Origin of the sequence: Dysgonomonas sp. HGC4 (assembly GCF_001261715.1) — a bacterium.
Classification (GTDB): domain Bacteria; phylum Bacteroidota; class Bacteroidia; order Bacteroidales; family Dysgonomonadaceae; genus Dysgonomonas_A.
The window spans coordinates 12,304-34,838 of the sequence record NZ_CVRU01000072.1 but is presented as its reverse complement, the minus strand read 5'-3'; the positions used below and the strand labels follow the sequence as shown (position 1 = coordinate 34,838).

11 protein-coding genes are annotated in these 22,535 nt (G+C 37.1%); 4 read left to right on the top strand and 7 right to left on the bottom strand.

Going from position 1 to position 22,535, the window contains the following annotated elements; translation table 11 throughout:
- Window positions 1–45 precede the first annotated feature (45 nt).
- The 7 genes from HGC4_RS06780 to HGC4_RS06750 all read right to left on the bottom strand — a co-directional run bounded on the left by HGC4_RS06780 (window position 46) and on the right by HGC4_RS06750 (window position 13,875).
- Window positions 46–1,281: a glycoside hydrolase family 99 protein gene (locus tag HGC4_RS06780; RefSeq protein ID WP_050709368.1), complete on the bottom strand. Its 1,236-nt coding sequence runs from the start codon at window positions 1,279–1,281 to the stop codon at window positions 46–48.
- Window positions 1,282–1,340: 59 nt separating this feature from the next.
- Entirely contained in the window at window positions 1,341–2,855 is a 1,515-nt protein-coding gene (locus HGC4_RS06775; protein ID WP_050709367.1) for a RagB/SusD family nutrient uptake outer membrane protein, read from the bottom strand.
- Window positions 2,856–2,890: 35 nt separating this feature from the next.
- Window positions 2,891–5,827, bottom strand: a complete 2,937-nt coding sequence (locus tag HGC4_RS06770) for a SusC/RagA family TonB-linked outer membrane protein (protein WP_050709366.1) — start codon at window positions 5,825–5,827, stop codon at window positions 2,891–2,893.
- Window positions 5,828–5,899: 72 nt separating this feature from the next.
- Window positions 5,900–7,033, bottom strand: a complete 1,134-nt coding sequence (locus HGC4_RS06765) for a hypothetical protein (protein WP_050709365.1) — start codon at window positions 7,031–7,033, stop codon at window positions 5,900–5,902.
- Window positions 7,034–7,146: 113 nt separating this feature from the next.
- On the bottom strand, window positions 7,147–7,677 hold the full coding sequence (locus HGC4_RS06760; RefSeq protein WP_082204102.1) for a DUF5004 domain-containing protein: 531 nt from the start codon (window positions 7,675–7,677) through the stop codon (window positions 7,147–7,149).
- 358 nt (window positions 7,678–8,035) lie between these two features.
- Window positions 8,036–9,646 (bottom strand): DUF6377 domain-containing protein, encoded by a 1,611-nt coding sequence (locus HGC4_RS06755; RefSeq protein WP_050709363.1) that lies wholly within the window; start codon window positions 9,644–9,646, stop codon window positions 8,036–8,038.
- 191 nt (window positions 9,647–9,837) lie between these two features.
- A complete protein-coding gene (locus tag HGC4_RS06750) occupies window positions 9,838–13,875 on the bottom strand; it encodes a hybrid sensor histidine kinase/response regulator transcription factor (RefSeq protein WP_050709362.1) in 4,038 nt (1,345 codons plus the stop codon).
- 276 nt (window positions 13,876–14,151) lie between these two features.
- On the opposite strand from HGC4_RS06750, the gene HGC4_RS06745 reads away from it, so the two are divergent.
- From HGC4_RS06745 to HGC4_RS06730, 4 genes are all read left to right on the top strand, one after another.
- Window positions 14,152–17,298, top strand: coding sequence for a SusC/RagA family TonB-linked outer membrane protein (locus HGC4_RS06745; RefSeq protein ID WP_050709361.1), 3,147 nt, complete (start codon window positions 14,152–14,154; stop codon window positions 17,296–17,298).
- Between the two features lie 112 nt (window positions 17,299–17,410).
- Window positions 17,411–19,210: a RagB/SusD family nutrient uptake outer membrane protein gene (locus tag HGC4_RS06740; RefSeq protein WP_242047178.1), complete on the top strand. Its 1,800-nt coding sequence runs from the start codon at window positions 17,411–17,413 to the stop codon at window positions 19,208–19,210.
- Between the two features lie 157 nt (window positions 19,211–19,367).
- Window positions 19,368–20,498, top strand: a complete 1,131-nt coding sequence (locus HGC4_RS06735) for a glycoside hydrolase family 88/105 protein (protein ID WP_050709359.1) — start codon at window positions 19,368–19,370, stop codon at window positions 20,496–20,498.
- 32 nt (window positions 20,499–20,530) lie between these two features.
- On the top strand, window positions 20,531–22,513 hold the full coding sequence (locus tag HGC4_RS06730) for a glycoside hydrolase family 97 protein (protein WP_050709358.1): 1,983 nt from the start codon (window positions 20,531–20,533) through the stop codon (window positions 22,511–22,513).
- Window positions 22,514–22,535 lie beyond the last annotated feature (22 nt).

Below are 22,535 nucleotides of genomic sequence, written 5' to 3'. Positions count from 1 at the left end.
CATTATTTTAGTAAGGTCTTATACCTTTTTATTATTTATAGTAAGTTATTTGATGGATCCGACTTCATCAATTAGAGCTTTTGCTTTATCATTTTGTAGTGATACCAAATAATAAAAGGCTTGATTGAGACTTTTGAGCTTTTGAGCATCATTTTTATAAGTTTCTTTCAGAGAATGAAGGCTATAAATGTTTTCTAGAACAGATACATTATAAGACACTCCTGCAAAATTTTGCAATTCGGTAAGATAACTGTATTTGAATTCCTGAGTAGGTTCTATCATCGTTCCTTCACCAAAATCATTCCAAGTAATTAACTGTAAATAATCTACCTTTTTATCTTGAGCCATCTTTAATAGATTCTTAAAAGTAGCTCCACTCTCGTGGTTTATGTCTGCTAGTACGCTTTCGCCCCAACCTCCTTCTTTGTAGAAATCATTAAATCCGGGATATGCTCCACCCATCAATATCTCTTTTCCTGTATATTTAGTTTCCATTGGTGTTGCATCGACCCAAATATATTCGCCTTCTGCATTCTTTATGTCGCCTTCATTGGTTGTTCCGGCAGAGTGTGCGTATAATGTAAGAAAAGTAGGCTTTGTTTTCAGAGCAGAAAATATAGAACTCCAATCAGCTGGTTTTTTTATTTCCTGAGGTCCAAAGACCATCAATAGAGGTTTGTTATTGATCTTTATATAGTTGTCTTTACTGAAAAAAGTACTCTCCAAGTATTTCATATCGGCTTTGGCTTGAGTTATTTTTTCGGCATCTTGTAAGCCTTCTCTCAGAGATTGATCTTCGTATACTATGGCAAAACTTAATCCTACTTTATCCAATATCTTGACAATAGCTTCTGTATTGTTTTTTATAGATGGGTAATCCCATAGATTACGTGTACCGTTCCAATCTATTAATATACCATCTACTCCCGAATATTTCATGAGTAGGAGATGATATTCTATCACGTTTTCATCACCCGAAGCATAAGGTCCGATAAGCGGGTAATAGTGCGATGCTATTTCACGTTTTCCGTTAGTGTCCATGTTGTCAGGATTTTTATTTGCCATTGTCCAATGTTGTCCCCATGTGCCATTATTGGTCACTTTAGTTTCGAACCAAGGCATATAATGCACATATAGCTTCATCGGATTGGTTTTAGTTACCGAGACGGGACTCAACTCCTCTATAGGTTTTTCTTTTATAACCGGTAGATCGTCCCTTCCGCAATTGCTGAATATAAATAGGGGGACGAAAAACAAGACTGTTAATAGTGCTTTTTTCATTTTCTCTTTTTTATTTAGTAATAGTAGAGACGCTATAAACAGCGTCTCTACTATTATTTTTAATTATAATCAGGGTTTTGCTTTAGATTAGGATTCAAATCTAATACCGTTTGAGGGATAGGATACACACCTCTAAAGGCTGGTGTTACACCTTTTTCCCACCAAGGTTTGAAGAAAGTACCGAAGCGTATATTGGTGGTACGGCGAAGACCTTCAAACACAAACTCATGTTTCCATTCTGTATCCAGACTTTCTAAAGTGAGAGTTGTTAAGCTTGGAAGACCTGCTCTATTACGTATTTCATTTACATAGATAAGAGCATTGGCTGCAAAGCCTAAACGGAAGTTAGCTTCGGCTTTCATCATTAGAATTTCTGCATAACGGATCAACACCCAATCATTATCTCGTTCCCACTGATCGTCGGCTTGTATTTGGTATTTGAATAAACGTGCTCCTTCGTTTTGCAGGGCATTGGTATATTTGGTGAAATCTTCAGTATATATCAAAGGGTTACCATTATCCATCATAACGGTAGCTCCCGTAGCGAGGTTCTTTTGTTCACCTATAAGTAATGAACCGCGTCTTACATCGTTTTCATCAAATGAAGAGTATAAACCCGGTTGGGCACTGATACCATTACCGCACCAAGGATAAGCTCCAGTGGTGGAGAATGCAAATCGTTGGTTGTAATGGAAGGTCATTGAAGCCAGATAATTACCTACTGTTCCTTCTTTATGATCGTAAGGAATAGCAAAAATAATTTCACGAGATGTTTCGTTCTTTGTCTTGAAACTTGTGAAGTAATCTGACTCAAGAATATAACCTGTAACTTTCTCACTTGCATTGATACAATCTTGCCAACGTGGTATTCCTGTGTATACTTCTGCATTTAGATATAGACGAGCCAAAAGGCTGTTTGCTACATTTTGAGTAAAACCTCCGTAACGAATAGTTGAGGGGAGCTTATCTAAAATATCTTTCAATTCATCTTCAACAAATTTGAATACATCGGCACGTGACGATTTAGCAGGTAGTTCCGATTCTTCGAAGCTTGTAACAATGGGTACACTACCAAACTGATCTAGTAATTGATAGTAATAATAGGCACGTATTCCTCTTAGTTCGGCTTTTACGATAGCCTTATCATCATCGGTCAGATTCGATTTGTCTACCTGATAGATGATTGAGTTTACGTTTGCTATTCCCTGATAGCAGTATTTCCAAGCACTTAGTATCATAATGTTATTAGCATTCCATGTATGATATTGTATTTGTTGATAGCGTCCTCCATCATACCAGTCGGTTCCACGGGTTGGAATAGTTGCCTCATCTGAAGCGCATTCTTCGAGGAAAAATACGTATTCGCAAGTCGGGAAGCTTATAGTTCCCCCTTTATCCGAGTCGTTGAATCCTCTCAAGGTAGCGTAAGCTCCACCTACAATGGTTTGTATTTCGGCTGCGGTTTTACCGTAATCGTCGGTTGTGACTTTGTCATACAGTTTTTCGTCAAGATCGGTACACGATGTAGAGAAAAATGCAGTCAATACTAATATTGATAATATTTTTGTTTTCATGATTTATCTTTTTCAAAAGTTAGAGGTCTCAGACCTTAAAAAGCTACGTTTAAACCAAAAGAGAAAGTGCGTGGGCGAGGGTAGAAGTTGAAGCGGTCGATACCCGGAGACTCTAATCCGCTTGCATTCACCTCAGGGTCTATACCACTGTAACCTGTAATGGTAAACAAGTTTTCGCCTGTTACATATAGTCTGACTTTGTTTAACCCTAAGTTCTTGAAATATTTTACTGTATAACCCAGAGTCAGAGTTTGCAGGCGGAAGAAAGAACCGTCTTCAACCCAATAGTCAGAGAATACAGGGTCAGATTTAATGCCACTGGTTAAAAAATCGTCAGGTACATTTTGAGCAGGTAAACGGGTTGGATCATACATACTCATATAGGTTGCATTAAGTACTTTTTGTCCGAACATTCCGTATGTAGCAACACTCATATCGAAATCTTTATATGTTGCACTCATCGCAAAACCAAGGTTTACTTTAGGTTGAGCACTACCAAGATATTCGTCAATAGGTTTACCATCAGCATCGGTATTTAGTATATATTTTCCTTTTTCGTCAATACCTAAACATTTCGGACCATAGAATGCTCCTACGGGAAGACCCTCTTTAATTATTTGAGCATATACTCCCGATAGACCTCTTAAGCCATGAAGTGAACCCGATTTAAGTCCAGAATCCTGAAAAACATCATTTGACAGTTTATCTATGTTTTGTTTATTGTACGATATATTGAAGTTAGCATCCCAGCTAAAATCTTTCCCTTTCATAATATTACCGTTTAATGATAGCTCAACACCTTTGTTCGAAAGAGTTCCTACGTTTGCAAGCATAGTTCCTACAAGATTAGGTGGTTGAGGTACAGGATATGTCCAAAGAAGATCATTAGTCCTTTTGTAATAGACTTCAACAGTAGCATTTATTCTTCTGAATAATCCAAAGTCAAGACCAATATTGTATTGAGTGGTAGATTCCCATTTCAGATCAGGGTTTACGTTTTGAATCGGTGCATACGATTTTTTCCATGTTCCTGTAAGAGGATCGTAGTAAGAAGCTCCGTTAGCTCCTAAAAGTGATAATGATTTATACTCACCTATGCCATCCTGATTACCCGTAACACCATATCCTAAACGAAACTTAAGGTTATCCAACCAGTTTGATGTTCCTTCCATAAATGTTTCTTCTGATACTCTCCAAGCAAATGAAGCAGATGGGAATAATCCCCATTTGTGATTTTTTCCAAAACGAGACGATCCATCCTTACGTAAGGTGGCGGTTGCCATATATTTACTCTTGTAATTGTAATTGGCACGTCCGTAGAATGAAACTAAGCTCGATTCGCCCTTGTAGGAATATACATCTCCCGCACGGTAGTCTCCTCCTGCAGCCAGATTATTATAAAGAAATGCATCTGTATCGAAACCTCTTCTGGTAGCACCAAATCCTTCGTATACATTTTTCAGATACGAATATCCTCCAAGTACATTTAGTTTATGATCGGTATTAAATTGAGTATCATAATTTACGAATGTTTCTAATTGCATGGTCTTGTAATCTTCAAGAGCTCTTTCTCCACGACCTTTTTCTGCCTGACCATCCATTACTGCATAAGTGGGTAAATAAAATCTGCGTTGACGAGAATTATATTCGTATGATGCGTTACTCGTTGCTTTTAATCCTTCGATAAGATTAACTTCTATTTTTCCATATCCTAGAAAACGGTGACGAGAATCATCAGCAAAACGATTGTTGTTTAATTCCACAGGGTTTTCGGTATTTGTACCACCAATAGAAGTGTAATTTCCGTTCTGATCTCTTACGGGTACAGTTGGGTTTAAGTTTGCGGCACGCTCAAATATACGTGTGTCGATAGGGTTCCAATTGTCAAAGCTACCAGTCATACCCATCTCTAGTTTTAGATGCCTATCTAATCCATATTGATGGGCTGCAAGACTTCCTGCTAGACGTTCGAGACCGCTGTTGTCTATTACTCCTTGACTATCCAAGTATAATAAAGAGGCACTGAATCCGCTATTTGCATTAATATTACTGAAAAATAAGTTGTGAGATTGTGTAATGGCTGTACGTTGTAGTTCTTTTTGCCAGTCGGTATCAGCACCATAATCTATTGCACTTGTTACATTATTATCTCTAACATAGCCTCTCCATTGGTTTGCTGATAGAAGATCCATATTTCTGGCTGCTGTTCCCACAGCTACAAATCCGTTGTATTCGATGCTGCGTTTTTCAATGCCGCTGGCTGCACGTGTGGTTGTAACGATAATAACACCATTAGCACCACGAGAACCGTATATTGCTGCTGCCGAAGCATCTTTTAATACGTCTATAGATAGAATTTCGGATGGTTGAACGGTATTCATATCTACTCCTGGTATACCGTCGATTACAACTAAAGGCGAATTACCGGCAGAAAGAGATGTTCCCCCTCTTAATCTTACAGTAGCTCCTACAGCAGGATCGCCGGAACCTTGTGCTACAGATAGTCCTGCGACTTTTCCTTGCAACAATTGTTCTGCTGAGGTAACAACTCCTTGTCTCAGATCATCCTGATTTACGGAGGCAATAGCTCCCGTTAGATCCGATTTACGCATCGTTCCGTATCCGATGCTTACAACTACGGCTTCTTTAAGAGCAATAGCATCTTCGGATAGAACGATTTTCATGTTCTTTTGAGCAGGTAGCTTTTGGCTGGTAAATCCTATATAGGATATCTCGAGTATACTGCCTGGAGGACATGTTAATGTAAAATGTCCGTCTAAGTCTGTAACAGTACCTTGCGATTTACCTTCAACTTTTATGCTTACTCCAGTTAATGGATCTTGTGTGCCATCTGTTACAGTTCCTGAAACAGAGATATCCTGAGCAAAAGCTTGTTGCCCCATCATAAAAAGGGCTAACAGGAATAGGAATGGGCTGAGGTGAAGTCTATATTTTTTATAATAAAGTTTCATGGTATTCAGTTTTTATGAAGGTCATAACCCTCTTTGTTGTTTTGTAGTAACATAATAATTAGGTCTGAGATCTTAATTTAAATCAGATAGTGGTACCAGAGGAATATCCGTTTTGAGAATTTCTGCACCATTCTTATCTTTTACGAGTAGGTTAATTTTATCAATAGAAGGCTCATTACTTAGAGACTGAAATAGGTTTATATAAGCTTTCATCTCATCTTTATTACCTGCGAATTCTCCTGTTAGGGTTTTACTGCCTGCAGTGATTGTATAGATTAATCCTTGACTATTCTTTTCATTATTCTTTCTTATTAATGTAAGAATATCGTATTGACTGAATTTTTGAGGAAAGAATGAGAATATCGGATCTAGTGGGATGGGTACTCCGGGAGCTAACATTACAAAATTTTTACCACCTTCGTTTGTTCCTACTTTTGCCCAATCTTTGGTTGGGAATAAAAATTCGATGTTCTCCATAACGAAATCTTCACCCACTCCATAATAATCGCGAGGAATAAAGTCTATTTTATAAATATTGTTACCAATAGGTGTTAGTTTTGTCTTTTTCACAAGGTCTGGGTTGCCCATATTTGCCTCTACGATAGCTCCTGCAGCAAAATTATTAAGACCACTATGAAAGAATATTTCTTCGCCACCCAATCCGGTTTGCCCTCCACCAACCCATAGCTTTTCAGCATTAACAAGGATTGAAAGAGGCTCATTTATATAAAATTTCTCAGGGAAAATTTGTACTGCCTCACCCGATTCTTTAAACGTTTTTATGTCTCCTATAGACCAAGGAACTTGAACTACGTCACTTTGTTTTTCGTTTCCTTTGCCCTTCAATCGCATCCAGAAACCCGAAGAGGCTTCGATATCGGCTACCGTTTTACCGAAGTATTTGGTTGGGGTAAGCGTTTTCTTCCAAAGCATGCCACTCACATATTCTAGTTTGGCAAAGTCAGAAGAGTTATCAAAGTTTCCGGCATCAGGCTCAGAGGGCGACCATGCCCAGAGATAAAGGTCTTGTTTTTCAGAGAATCCTGTTCCTGTCATATCAAAATACCAGGTTACTTCCTGATCAAGGGCATATATTACCGGATATGTCCATACTTTTGCAGGTGCTCCCACTTCATCTGTTGCAAAGCTGTTTTTGGGGATGAGTATGGCTACAAAAGTCAATAATGCTATTGTAATGTATTTCATGGTTTTCATGTTTGATTAATGAATTAATTGAAAGTATTTCACGGCTTTTATCTAAACCCGAACAAACTATGGTTCTTATACGAGCCTAAGGAATAGAAAGGTTTCCTACCTTATTATTCTATAGCAGGTGATAATTGATATACATAAGAGACAAAAGTCACACCTTTTGCTTTACGTGAGAATTTAAGCTCCAAAACTCTATTCGTACCAGGCATAGATGTTATACTCAATATTGCAACTTGGGTGGTTTTGGCTGCATCAGAATATAGGTTGATGATACTTGCCGATCCGTCTGTATTCTGGAAAGGAAATTCGAGAGCCCAATACCCTTCGGTTGGGAAGAATTTGGGAGCAGTACCTCCTATCTTGTAATCAGTAGGCTGATTGTTCGGGTCAACATTCAAGTTGATAGTGAAAGTTGAGAAATCGAATTGATCGGTTAATGTAATTTCGGTAGGAGTCTGCGAGTTGGCTTTAGCTATTTCATCTACTTGTTTTATAGCTGTTACAGCCCAATTACCATTGACCTTTTCATAGATTGTAATAGGTGCGACAAATGATCCGTCGTCTGTATCGTTGCATCCTGCAAAGGGCAGTACAACGACCATTAGAAGGAAGACATAAAAATGCTTTAATGTTTTCATGGGGTTGAAAGTTTTATTAATAGATTCTAAGTATATAGTTAACGGGATGCATTCCTTATGAAATGGGGATATGCTCCAATACAAATGTAAATTCTATTAGAACAAAGTGTTTGTAACTAATAGAATATATAAGTGATTTTGAGAGGTTGATGTGGTAAATGCTTTGTTTATTAGTGTCTTATGTTTTTGGTGGGTGTGTGAGAATATAACCGGAATATCATGAAAATATAGCTGTTGTTAGCTTTTTTTCAGTATCCGGAGTCTTGCAGATTTTTAAAATGGAGCTTTAAAATCACTTTATAATGAAATGTGGGAAGTTGTGTTTACTCCTTTCAAAGGAATAAGAAAGTCTGATATTTTAGTTAGTCTGAACTGTTTTTATTTCCATTATTTTTGACTCGAAAAGTTCGTTAGCTATAATGGACTTATTTTTCACTTTGGTTTTATAAGTGTTGATTGTATTTACCGAGTAATTGAGAAATTTGGCAATACGTTCGCTATCGTGGATACCCAAACGAATAAGAGCAAAAATACGTATTTCGGGGGTTAACCCTTTGCTTATATCCATATCAAGGATATCATCAGGAAGAAACAGTTTTTTGTATTCGTCTACAAAATCGGGGAATAGTTTAAGAAAAGTCTGATCGAAGGACGAATACATGTTTTCTCGTTCTTTTCTTAAATCTGATTCTTTAAGAAAAGAGCGTATATCTTCGTATTGTCGGGCTACTATCTTTCGGTTTACTATTTTGTATATATGCTCTATTCGGTCTATATATTCAGAGTCACTATAAATAGATTGTGTTATATACTCATCTTTTATTTTGTTGGCTTCCATTAATTTACTGTTCGTGGAGAGTAGCTTTTTATTTTGCTCCTGAATAGTATGTCGTGCCAGCCTCAGTTTTTTTACTTGTTTATATATAATAATGGTAGTAGCAAGCAGTAATAAAAATAGTAAGGAAATGATGAGAACAGAGCCTATCAATATATTACGCTGTTTTTCGACCATCTCGAATCGTTCTTTTTCTATAATAGGAAGAATAGAACTGATTGATATTTTACGATGTCTTGCATTATATAAGTTAGCATCCTCCATTGCCAAACGGACATATTTATTGGCTTTGTGTACATCTCCCGTCTCATATAGTAGATTGGCAAGATTGCGGAGTGCAACCGTTTCTTTGGTTGCCGATTTTATATCTCCTACAGAAGCCTCTATCATATAATGTATTGCCTTTTGTTTATCTCCTAATTCTTCATATATAAAACCTAAACTAGATGCTGCAATGGCATAAATATGATCGTCAACGTCTTTAGATGACTGGGCTAATGGAAGAAACATATCTATTGCACCTTTAAAATCACGAAGTTGCATTAATTTCAAACCCTTTATAGACCATAGTTCGGGCGAATTCGGCGGAGTATATACAATTGCTGAGTCGCAGTATCTGTTACCTTCCGATATATATTGGTTTTTGAAAGGTTCTACATTATTATAATCTGCCATATCAAAGTAGAGCCTTGCCAAAAGAGTATAATAATTCTTTTTGACATCTGTACAAGCATTATTTATATCTACGGAGTTCATTATATCTGAAGCTTCTTTGAAAAGTCCCGATGAGAGATAGCAAAAAGCAATATGCTCTTTTGCATCAATTATTTTGCATGAATCTTTTAACGAGAGGGCAATATCAAGGCATTTATGCGCATATACATATGCTGAATCGTATTTGTACGATTTGTATTCATTGAATAGCGAGTTGTAATAATTAAGTCTGTGAGTGTTGTCTGATAATGCAGATAGTTCTTTTTTTAGAGTATTTATTCTATTTTCTTTCTGCTGTATATATAAGTCTCTTTGCTCAATTAGTTTATCTAACTCTTTTGTTGAAGAGTCAGTTTGGGGAGACGCATATACAGAGGCACATAATACTATAAAGCAAAAGACAAATGCCAGCTTTTTCATGTTGATCAATCTAAGTATTAATGATTACACATCATTTGGTATAAATACAAATATAATATTTTTTAATAAGACTAATCAGTCATTGTGTTAGATGCTCTTTTTATACTAAATAAAAGTATTTGCTGAAACATTTTAAAGCCTAAGCCATACCTATGTACTTCCTAAGTGTTTAGGAAACTCTAAAATCTTATTTATTGTCTGTTTTTTTTATTCGTCTTGTTTCTTGTTTTTACATCCTCGGCTCTTTGCTCTCTATAATTTTTAGGTGTTATTCCGTATTTTTGAGAAAACATCCTGAAAAAATTACCTCTATTGTTGAAGCCTACTTTATAGATTATTTCTTCTATCGACATATTTGAGGTTACAAGTAATCGTTCAACAATCTTTAATCTATATTCTTTAATAATATCACTAGGGGTTTTATCTGTAATATTCTTCAATTTACGATACAAATGGCGAGTGCTTACCCCTAACGATGAGCTAAGGAACTCAACCGAGAGATCAGGATTTGATATATTCTCGTCAATGATTTTCATTATCTTTTCGAAAAGAGCTTTCTCATCCTTGTGTATAAGGCGTCCGTCTTTAAGATCAAATGAGCTGAAAGCCGAATTGTAGTATTCTTTGAGGTTTTCGTCACGTTGGAGGAATCGGGCTACTACTTTTTCGAGATATTCAATGTTAAAAGGTTTGGTAATAAACATTTCTGCTCCTGCTTCTATTCCTTTTACCTGCATCTCGGGGTCGTTCTTTGCCGAAAGAATAATTATCGGAATATGTACTAGAAATTTATCTGACTTTATGGTTTTAATCAGCGATATACCATCAATATCAGGTAATATCAAATCGAGAATAATTAATTCGGGTTGATCTTGTTTCAGATAATCCAATAAACCTTCCGACGAATTTAATGTCACAATATTGTATTTACCTTCAAAGATTTCAGAAATAAACCACAGCATCTCTGTATCGTCATCTACAATGACAACCGAGGGTCTATTCTTGTCATGATGATGTTCTTTCTGCTCAAATGTGATGGGGATATCTATAAATAACTTAAGAGGCTCTATACTTATAGTTTCCTCACTAGTATTAGTGGTGAGCTTAGGTAGCAATACTTTAAATTGAGTGGTCTCATTAGGTGTACTCTTTACTTGTATCTCTCCATTGAGTAGCTTAACCAAACTATGACAGATAGCTAGTCCTAGCCCGTTTCGGGAAAATAGACCATCTTGGCCTCGTTTTTCGAAGTCGTCCAGTACTTTATACCGATCGAAAATAGTCAGCAAGTTGTCTTCACGAATACCTTTACCTGTATTGGTTATAGAAAATACGAGAGTTTCCTTCTCTATTTGAAGATCTATTGTTACAAAACCATTTTGAGGGGTATATTTAAATGCGTTTGATAATAGATTGGTTATTATTCTGACAAAGCTATTCGAGTCACAATTCCAATAAATTCCCGATGGAATATTCATTTGATAATCAATCTCTTTATTTTCTGCTATCTCAAGAAACAGATCTGCTATGCTTTTTGTTGTTTCTGATATTGGCATCTCTTTTATTTCCAAAGGTCTGTTTCCTGAATCCAGGCGTCTGAATTCTATTAACTCCTGTATCAGAGTGTTGAGTTTTTCTACATTGCGTTGTATTAACGATGCGTATTTCTGTATATGAGAATCGGTATTCCGATGACTTATAATCTTCTCGCAAGGTCCATATATCAATGTTAACGGAGTACATAATTCGTGTGTGATATTCGTAAAGAAGCGCAACTTCGACTCGTATATTTCCTCTTTTTGCTGTTCGTTTAATTGGGCTATGATTGTGTCTTTCTTCATTTTAACCCATTTCAGACTAAGTCTGATAGAAAAGAAAATAAGGCTAAGTATAAGGATGCTATATATAAAATATGCAATATCGGTTCTATACCATGGTGGTGTTATCTTGATTGTGAGAGAGTAAACAGGGCTTTCTTTGCCAGTTATTCTATTTTTATATTTTACGGAAAGGGTGTATTGTCCCGGAGAAATACTGGTGAAGGAGATAGTATTAGAGTTACCGTTTTCTATCCAATTAGGGCTCAACTGATCTAGTTTATAGTAATATTCATAATTATTGCCATTTATATAATCAATTGCAGTAAAAGAAATAGAGAAGAAGTTTTGGCTATAATCGAGCTCTAATATTTCGGAATCTTTGTCTTGTATAAGAAAGTCTGATATATTGTAGCTTTTCCCGAATATAGATAGGTTGTCAAAAAATATGGGGGGAGTATATTCTTTTTCTGTAAACTCATTCTTAGTTATTGTAATAAATCCGTTTACACCTCCGAAGTATAATGTTCCCGAAGTTTCATCTTTGTAATAAGCTCCATCACTGAACTCAATGACGTCTAATTCGTTTTGCTGTTTGTAGGTTTGGAATGTTTTCTCAATTGTATTGAATTTTACAATACCCTGATTGGTGCTTAGCCATAGATTATTGTCATCGTCCTCGAGAATCCCATGTATTGTGTTATTGGGGAAGCCATTCGATTCATTATAAATCTGTTCTTTTCCGTCTGCCAGTCTGATTAACCCGAAGCTAGTTCCAAACCAATAACCTTTGTCGTTTTTGGCAATCGAAAATATATCGTTAAGAGTTTGATTGGTATAATCTTTATCAAACTGAAATGTTTCGTATTGGTCTGTGGTGGAATTCATCTTGAATAGGCCATAGCCTCTATTTCCGAACCAGATGGTAGAATCATCTTCTTTATAAATCGTAAAGAAATAGTTGTAAGAGGTTTCCCCATTATTTACGGTTATCCGTCGAGTCCTATTTATTATCGGGGCATCCTTTGTGCCTCCTATACTGGCTTTTATGATGCCTTCTCCAACAGTTGCAATCCATAGGGTCGAATCGTTTGCTTCACAGATAGCATGTACATACTTTATGCGGCTGTCTTCGGCGGTAATTTCTACTTTTTTTATTCTATTTTCTTTGTACGAATAGTAATTTATCCCCTCATCACTTCCTATCCATAAGATATTACGACTACTTTTGGCAAAGGCAAAAACCAAATTATCATTCAAATTACTGTTTGTGGATAATATATGTTCTTTTTTGCTATCCTTAATATCCTTGTTAGGATCATAATTGGGTATTTTTATAATACCATCACCTTTAGTTCCTATCCACAGAGAGTTGTCTTTATCTACGAAGAGCGATCTTACGGGCTTATTTATAGGGTAACTGAGAGTATTAAAGATGGTAGATTTTATAGAATATGCATCTATATAGTACATATATACGCCCTGTCCGTCTGTTCCCACCCATATAATATCTTGAAACTTGTCTTTTATCAAGCAGAATATTCCCGATTTAATATCAATCTGACTTACCGAATAATTATTTTTCTGATCGGGTATGTTTTTAAGATGGAGCAAACCGTTAGTTTTAAAACCAATGTAATAATCGTTGTTGTGCTTTATGATTGCCGAGATTTCTCCATTATCGTTAATCTCCTTTTCTAGGTCGTATATATAATATTTCTTTTTGGTAAGAAGATCATATTCGTATAGAATGTGACTCTCATCAACAAAGTACACAGAATTACCCTCGTTGAAGCAAGACGAAAGTTTCTTATCATGCTCAAAGAGATTAGCGGATTTCAGATTAATCTTTTTGCCCTTCTTCTCTATATAATAGGATTTGCTGTTACCATCATTTGTAAATATCCATAGTATGTTATTGTCATCTACAACTGCCTTTAAAGTTGATGAATAACTGTTTTCTAGGGGATATTTTATAAAACGATCTTCACCTTTCTTTAAATAATAGATAGAATTGTCTTCGGTAATCGCAAAAACATCGCCTTGGGGACTAGTGGCTAGCTTGCTTTTGCCTTTAAGTTCTTTATAGGTTATTACCGTTTTTTTCTTTTTATTGAACTGATCTAGTCCATAATTTGTTTGAACCCACGATATATCATCTCCTGCTTCTATTATAGATTCAATAAGGTTGCCCGATAGATTGTTTTTTCCATTGGTAGGTTTATATACGCGGATATTCAGTCCGTCAAACATATTTAGCCCATCGCATGAGCCAAACCACATGAAACCATTATTATCTTGGCTGATAGAGAGGATTGCACTATTTGACAATCCGTTTTTGCTCGATAACTGCCTAAGGCTGTAAGGTTTTAAATCTTGACAGAAGGTGAACGTGAATATAAAGAGAAGCATGTACGCTTTCTTTAAGCTAAGGGTTGTATGCATGGTAGTAGAGGTTTCGGTTTATAAGGATAAAGCAAAAATATTGGAAATTTGTCGTAAAATGAAGCTTCAGATCGACTAATATAGATGAAATAGTCCGATTTTGGGACATTCTTATCTGTTTTTAAGACATTGTCTCTCAGGGGTTCTATCATGTCCGAAAATCAGACCAGTTGGAGCTTAAATATATGATAAGTTTGGGTTCCAATTAATTTTTGTTAAACCTATCCTAATACCTAAAAAATTATGCATGTACATAAAAAGTACTTTCTAAGGCTGTGCTGGCTGGGTACATTATGTCTGATCTCTGGATCAAGCGTATTGTTTCCTTTATCAGCAGAAGAACATACCTCAAACACTACTAGCATTTCTCAACAAGCGACTAAACGAAAGATAACAGGAATTGTTACCGACCAATCGGGTCCGTTAGTGGGCGTAACTGTCATTGTAAAAGGTTCTACCATAGGTACTGTTACCGATTTGGATGGAGCATTTTCTCTGGATGTAGAAAATGGACAAACTATTGATATATCGTACCTTGGGTATGTACCTCAGTCTATAAGGATAACCAATCAGATAAATTTAAATGTCGCATTGAAAGAAAATGCCGCAGTTTTGGATGAAGTTGTAGTTGTGGGATACGGAACTCAAAAGAAGTCCGATATTACCGGTGCTATGGTTAATGTAAAAGAAGACATAATCAGACAGGCTCCCGTAGCCAACGTAGCATCGGCACTACAAGGTTTGGCAGCAGGTGTGCAAGTGCAAATGGAGGGTGGAGATACCCGTCCGGGTGCTGTACCCAAAATTAGAGTTCGTGGAGAAAGATCGATTAAAGCAGATAACGATGCACTTATTGTCGTTGACGGAATACCTTTTGCGGGAAGTTTAAATGATATAAACAACGATGATATACAAAGTGTAAGCGTTTTAAAAGATGCTTCATCTACTGCTATTTATGGATCGAGAGGAGCTAATGGGGTTGTACTTATTACTACCAAACGTGGAAGTAAAGGTAAAATTCAGGTTTCCTATAATGGTTTTTATGGAGTGACCAGTGCTATTAAAAACTTCGATGTAATGAATAGTGACCAATTTATCAGGCTTAAACAATGGTCTCAATATAATGCAAACCCAGATAAATATACGGGAGTGGACGATCCTGAGTTGATGAAAATAGGAGTTGTTTTTCGCGATCAAGATGAGATGGATGGTTTTAATGCCGGAAATAATACCGATTGGCAAGATCTGATTTTCAAAAATGGTATTAGAACCAGTCATCAGATTTCATTGAATGGAGGTAGCGAAAAAACATCTTACAATGCTTCTGTCGGATACTTTAAAGGCGAAAATAATTATCGTGGGCATTCATTCGAACGTATGACTGCTAAGTTTTCTCTCGATACAGAAGTTAGCCGAATACTTAGAGTAGGGCTTTCGTCTTTGAATACATTTACTAAAACGAAGGGTGAAGATGTTAATCCTATGGATCAGGCATTGAGAGCTTCTCCGTTTACAACTCCTTATAATGATGATGGATCTTTGAGAACTTATTTACCCGGAAGTGGTCAGAATGTATGGAACCCCTTACTTGACGAACAAGAAGGTGCAGTGGTTGATGATAGAAAAACACTTTCGACATTTACATCGGGATACCTTGAACTGACTTTACCCGAAGGTTTCAAATACCGTTTTAATGGAGGTATACAATTGAGACAAAACAACAGAGGTGAATTTCTTGCCTCTAATACTACCCGAAGAATGGGTGCTTTAAATAAAGCATTTTCTCAAAATGAATTTATTCAAGATTATACAGTAGAGAATATCTTGACATGGGATCGCACTATAAATAAGGTTCACAATATTTCGTTTACAGGACTATTCAGTTACGAAGACCGTATTCTTGAAAGAAACAGCATAGAGTCTTTTGACTATTACGATGATAATGTACAGCATCATAATCCGGGAAAGGCACAAGGCGCAATTACAGGAGGCGGAACTTTTGATAAATGGAGTATCTTATCTTATATGGGACGTTTGAATTATAACTTTAAAGAAAGGTATTTATTTACTGCAACAGTTAGATATGACGGATCTTCTCGTCTGGCAGAAGGAAATAAATGGCATGCTTTCCCATCATTGGCTTTGGGGTGGAATGTAATTCAAGAATCTTTCATGCAAGAAGTAGGTTTCCTTTCGGGTTTGAAATTACGTGCAAGTTGGGGTAATGTCGGTAGCACGGCGATTGATCCATATCAAACAATGGCTCGGTTATCTGATAATAAATATCTATTTGGCACAGCAGGAGTAATGGGAGTATATCCCGGTTCTGTACCCGATAAAAGCTTAGGATGGGAAAATACTGAAACATATAATATTGGTATTGACTTCGGATTTTTATCGAATCGTATCAATGGTACATTAGAGCTGTATCAACAAAATACAACCGATTTATTATTACCAGTAAAATTGCCGGCAACTTCGGGCTATTCCAGTTCATATCTAACCAATCTAGGTGCAACCAGAAATAGAGGAGTAGAGTTCAATGTGAGTACTGTTAATATAAATGGTGATGGGCAGAATAAATTATTGTGGACTACCGATTTTAATATTTTTGCTAATCGAAATAAGGTCGTGGATCTGGGAGAAGGTGTTACTCAAATTCCAGATGAAAACTTGTATTTGGGTAGAGATCGTTGGGCCATTCTTTCTCTAGAAGCAGACGGCATTTGGCAGGACACACCCGAAGACAGGGCTTTGGCTGAAACATTTGGATATAAAGTATCGGGCCCGACTTCTGTTATTGGTAATGTAAAAGTTAAGAATCACCATGTTGATTATGAAGACGACGGAGTGACTCCAAAGGCCGAACAAAAGATTAATGACGATGATAGAGTATTCATAGGAAGAAGAGCTCCTAATTTTGAGGGTGGTATTAATAACCGATTTGCATTAAAAGGATTTGATTTAGCATTCTTATTTACATTCCGCGAGGGAGGAACTCTAACCTCGGATATGCATAATAGCTGGATGAATGAGATGAAAGGTTCGTACAACAACCTGAATGTTGATTACTGGACTCCCGATAACACAAGTGCACGCTGGCCTAAACCGTCTGCTGCCGAGGTGCCGAATAAAGGTTTATTGGCAAGATACAGTGCTTCATATCTGAAACTGAGAAATATTACAATAGGATATACCGTGCCTAAGAATCTTTCTACCAGATATGGTATACAATCGGCAAGAGTATATGCTACAGCTTCTAATCTTTATACATGGTTCGATTCTCAATATAAGAAAGATGGGGGTATAGATCCTGAGACAACCAGTACTATAAATCTTACAACACCTCCAACCAGAGCTTTTGTATTTGGACTGAACTTATCATTTTAACTCTATAAGTAACGGTAAATATTAATTTTTACATTTTACAACTATAACTATCTCTCACTATTATACTTACCAGAGTAACAAATTGGTCTGAGACCTTAATTGAAATATGAACATGAAAAAAATAATATATCTGATAGCAATATCCCTGATGGTAGGTTCTTTTACTGCTTGTGAAGACAAATTAGAAGAAGAGAACCACGCTAATACCACTCAGGATTTTATGAAAACCCCTAAAGGGTTTAAAATGGGATTGACTTCCATATATGGAACTTTGAGAACAATGTATGCTTATGAAGAGGGAATACATGGTTTGATGAATCCCGGAACGGACGAAATAAAGCCTAATATGGCAGGTAGTAACAGAACTACGCATATAGGTAATTATCACCTCGAAAGTTTTAATACGGATAATGAATTTCCTCGAAAACTGTGGAATGACTCGTATACTAATATCAATACACTTAATTTTTTAATAGAAAATGCTCCTAATGTTGATACAGGAACCGCAGATTTAACTCTTGCTGAAAGAGATCAGTTTCTAGCCGAAGCAAAATTCTTTAGAGGCTTCTTCTATTTTCTCATGGTTGAGCAATTTGGCGATCTAACGGTAAATACAACCTTCAACACCGAGCCTAGAACATCGGCTGTACGTGAAGATATGCTTTTGGCGTACGATGTAATTATTGCTGACCTCGAAGATGCAGCTAAAGGATATTCGCCTAGTCCTCAGCAAAATAGTTTACCTTCGGGACGTGTTTCGGCTGCTGCTGCACGTCACCTGTTGGGTAAAGTTTATTTGACATTAGGATGGGTATATGACAAAGATGCCTCTAAGTATCCCAATAATCCGCATAATAAATATTACAACCCATCGAAAGCTCAGGAATACTATCAAAAAGCATACACAACATTGAATGGTCTTATAACTGATGCTCCCGGACTTGGAATTTCTCTCATGCCCAAATTTGCAGACGTGTTTGATGAAAACAACGATGCACCATCAGGCAAAAACAAAGAAGAATTATTTGTTGCACGTATGGATTGGGATGATGACAATGTTTATGGTGGACGCACAACCCTGAACCATTATTTTGTAAACGGATACGATGCTTATCTGGGTGAACGTAATATAAATGACGGTCGTTCTTATTCGTGGAACAACCCCAATACTTATACGTATAACGCATTCAATAATAGAGATAAAGACACTCGTTATCAAGGTACATTCCAAATGGTGTGGTTTGCAACTAAAAAGCAAAACGGAGGAGCTATATCATATAATATTAATGGTATAAAAGAATCTTTTGATTGGAAATTGACCACAATCGGAGATACTGCTATCTATTATCCCGGTTATAAAATGTCAGCCAATGACATAAAAGCTCGCACTCAACATAGAGGAGACAAGAACCAGTACATAATTTTCACTCCTGATGCTTATAACGGTACAGGTATTTTCCCTACAATAACAAAGTTCTTAGATAGAACCCGCGCTGTACCCAATGACAATTCAGATCGTTCTTACATTATTTACCGTTTGGCAGAAACCTATCTGTTGGCTGCGGAAGCTGCATATAAGTTGGGAAATAATGCAGATGCAGCTAGGCATATAAATGTTGTACGTGAGCGTGCCCGTAATAAAGAAAAAACTGTTGCAGGAGCTTTGGATGTAAAAGCGTCTGATATAACGCTTGATTTTATTCTGGAAGAAAGAACACGTGAACTTCTGGCAGAACATTGCCGCTGGGCAGATCTAGCGAGAACCGGAACCTTGTTGGAAAGAGTAAGAAAGTATGGAGAAGGGAATGCTCCGATAAATGTACGTGAGAAGCATATACTTCGTCCTATACCCAAACAACAAATAGACAGAGTAACTACAGGTACACCATACCCTCAAAATCCGGGATGGTAAGGTCTCAGACCTTTTTATTGGCTTCGCTAAATGTGGTTTGTCTATTGAAGCATGCCAACAATTGTTAGCCATGTTCTGAAATGTGATGTTAAATATTTTCCGGTTGACGAGTAGATAGTGCTTGTTTACTCGTCAACTATTTATAAAAGAAAAAACAATGAAGAAAACACTTCTGGCAATTTTTTGCTTTTTGCAAGCCACTCTTTTTTTGACAATGGCTCAAAGCGGAGATTTGAAAAATTTTCCGAAAGGAACAGATCCGCTCGATGTAGGTCTGAGAGTATTTCAACGATATGTATCAGAGCCATTCAGAAACTTTGATGGTATAAAATCACCTCCCAATGAAGTAACTTATCCCGAAGTCTGCGCTTGGTTTGGAGCTTTGAAGTTTGCAAATGTCTCAAAAGACAAAAAACTCCTGAGACAACTCGAAGAGCGATTTTTTCCCCTCTTGGGAAGTCAAAAACACTTGATGCAAAAGCCCGATCATGTTGATCATACTGTTTTTGGATCAGTGCCTTTACAGCTATATATGCAAACGGGTAATGAATTGTATTACTATATAGGGATTGATTTCGCCGATAGTCAATGGCAGATGCCTGAATCGACCAAACATGCTGAACAATATCAGAATTTTCTAGACAGGGGTTTATCGTGGCAGACTCGTTTTTGGATAGATGATATGTTTATGATTTCTACTATTCAGAGTCAAGCATATCTGGCTTCGAAAGATAAAAAATACATAGATAGAGCTGCCTATCAAATGACAGTTTATCTGGACTCGATACAGCAGCCCAACGGATTGTTTTTTCATGCAAAAGAAGCTCCTTTTTTCTGGTGTAGAGGAAATGGGTGGATGGCAGCAGGTATGACAGAACTATTAAAGAATTTGCCAAAAGATAATTCCGACCGTGCTCGCATTCTGACAGAATATCAGAAAATGATGGAAACTCTTCGTAAATATCAGAATGAAGAAGGGTTATGGGGGCAACTGGTAGATCAGCCAGACGCTTGGACGGAAACTTCGGGGTCAGCAATGTTTACCTATGCTATTATTACAGGCGTGAAAAACGGTTGGCTCGATTCGAAAATTTATGCACCCATTGCACGTAAAGCGTGGATTGCACTGAATACATATATCAATGAAGATAACGATCTGCGAGAAGTCTGCATGGGAACCAATGTAGGTAACAGCAAAGAATATTATCTGGCTCGTAAACGAATTGTAGGAGACCTACACGGACAAGCACCTATCCTGTGGTGTGCAACAGCTTTACTAGAAAAATAGGTCGCTGACCTTTTTATTAAAAAACACAATAGATGAAAAATTTACTATTATCAAAGAAATCATTCTTGATTTTGTTCTCCTTATTAGCGTATTGCTCCTTAGGAGTAGTAAGCCTGTCGGCACAAAACATAGAATTGAAATCTCCGAATGGAGAAATTAAAGTTACCCTTAGTATAAAGGATAAAATCTATTATTCGGTTAATTACAATGCCGATCCCTTGCTGACCGATTGTTATTTGCAATTGGCATTGGATGGTGAAGTTCTAGGCGAAAATCCTAAATTGACAGGACAAAAGCGTAGTGTGATTAATGAAAATATTAAACCGGTTGTTCCACTCAAATATTCGACCGTAAATAATAACTGCAATGTATTGCTGCTAAATTTCAAAGGTGACTATTCGGTTGAATTCAGAGCTTTTAATGATGGTGTTGCTTATCGTTTCATTACCAATAAAAAGAACGAATCTATTGTAAAAGGTGAAGACTTTGTAATCAATTTCCCTTCCGACTATTTGGCCCATATGCAACAGCCGGGCGGATTTAAGACCGCTTACGAGGAAAAATATACGCATGTTCCGACTAGTAAATTTGGAGCAGAGGAACGTAAGATGGCAGTTCTTCCCATGTTGCTCGATACAAAAAAGCAATATAAAATATTGATCTCCGAATCGGATCTAACCGATTATCCATGCATGTTTCTTACTGCAACAACGGGTAATGGCATGCGATCGACTTTCCCTAAAGCTCCGCTTGAATTTGGTGAAGACGGAGACCGTAGCTTAAAGATTCTGAAAGAAGGCGATTATATTGCCAAAACAGCAGGTAAACGCAGTTTCCCTTGGAGATACTTTGTAATAACGAACGACGATAAACAGTTGCTGGAAAATACAATGACTCTGAAACTTGCACCTAAGAGTCAATTGCAAAATACATCATGGATCAAACCTGGACAAGCTAGCTGGGAATGGTGGAATGATGCTTCTCCTTACGGACCTGATGTGAATTTTGTTGCAGGCTATAACTTGGATACCTATAAATATTATATTGATTTTGCATCCAAATACGGCATCCCTTATATTATAATGGATGAAGGTTGGGCAATGAGCACGCGTGACCCTTATACCCCTAATCCCAAAGTGGATGTACATGAAATAATCCGTTACGGAAAAGAAAAAAATGTAGATGTTATTCTTTGGTTGACATGGTTGGTTGTGGAAAATAACTTCGACTTATTCAAAACATTCAAAGAGTGGGGAGTGAAAGGTCTTAAGATTGACTTTATGGACAGAAGCGACCAATGGATGGTAAACTACTACGAGCGTGTGGCAAAAGAAGCCGCTAAACACGAATTACTTGTCGATTTTCATGGATCGTTCAAACCTGCCGGATTAGAATATGCTTATCCCAATGTAATATCATACGAAGGTGTGCGTGGTATGGAGCAAATGGGCGGTTGCTATCCTGATAACAGTATCTATCTGCCTTTTATGCGTAACGCTGTTGGTCCTATGGATTACACACCCGGAGCAATGATAAGTATGCAACCCGAAGTTTACAAAGCCGACCGTCCTAATGCTGCAAGTATAGGAACACGCGCTTATCAGTTGGCATTGTTTGTAATTTTTGAAAGCGGCTTGCAAATGTTAGCAGATAATCCCACACTATATTATCGCAATGAAGACTGTACTCGTTTTATCACACAAGTTCCGACCACTTGGGATGACACTAAAGTACTCGAAGCCAAAGTAGGTGAATATGCTATTGTGGCTAAACGTAAAGGTGATAAATGGTTTATCGGAGGTATGACCAACAACAATGAGAAAGAGAGAACTTTTGAAATAAGCCTCGATTTTCTGAATGATGGAAAGCCGTATGAAATGACATCTTTCGAAGATGGTATTAATGCAGGTCGTCAGGCAATGGATTACAGAAAGAAAGAATCTTCGGTTAAAAAAGGAGAGAAGATAAAAATAAAAATGGTGCGTAATGGGGGGTGGGCTGCTGTTATTCAATAATGGTTAGATTTATGACGTGCTT

Excerpts from the sequence above, each read along its gene's own strand:
- HGC4_RS06770 (WP_050709366.1), bottom strand. The coding sequence starts at position 5,827 with ATGAAACTTTATTATAAAAAATATAGACTTCACCTCAGCCCATTCCTA.
- HGC4_RS06780 (WP_050709368.1), bottom strand. The coding sequence starts at position 1,281 with ATGAAAAAAGCACTATTAACAGTCTTGTTTTTCGTCCCCCTATTTATA.
- HGC4_RS06750 (WP_050709362.1), bottom strand. The coding sequence starts at position 13,875 with ATGCTTCTCTTTATATTCACGTTCACCTTCTGTCAAGATTTAAAACCT.
- HGC4_RS06740 (WP_242047178.1), top strand. The coding sequence starts at position 17,411 with ATGAAAAAAATAATATATCTGATAGCAATATCCCTGATGGTAGGTTCT.
- HGC4_RS06755 (WP_050709363.1), bottom strand. The coding sequence starts at position 9,646 with ATGAAAAAGCTGGCATTTGTCTTTTGCTTTATAGTATTATGTGCCTCT.
- HGC4_RS06775 (WP_050709367.1), bottom strand. The coding sequence starts at position 2,855 with ATGAAAACAAAAATATTATCAATATTAGTATTGACTGCATTTTTCTCT.
- HGC4_RS06745 (WP_050709361.1), top strand. The coding sequence starts at position 14,152 with ATGCATGTACATAAAAAGTACTTTCTAAGGCTGTGCTGGCTGGGTACA.
- HGC4_RS06760 (WP_082204102.1), bottom strand. The coding sequence starts at position 7,677 with ATGAAAACATTAAAGCATTTTTATGTCTTCCTTCTAATGGTCGTTGTA.
- HGC4_RS06765 (WP_050709365.1), bottom strand. The coding sequence starts at position 7,033 with ATGAAATACATTACAATAGCATTATTGACTTTTGTAGCCATACTCATC.
- HGC4_RS06735 (WP_050709359.1), top strand. The coding sequence starts at position 19,368 with ATGAAGAAAACACTTCTGGCAATTTTTTGCTTTTTGCAAGCCACTCTT.
- HGC4_RS06730 (WP_050709358.1), top strand. The coding sequence starts at position 20,531 with ATGAAAAATTTACTATTATCAAAGAAATCATTCTTGATTTTGTTCTCC.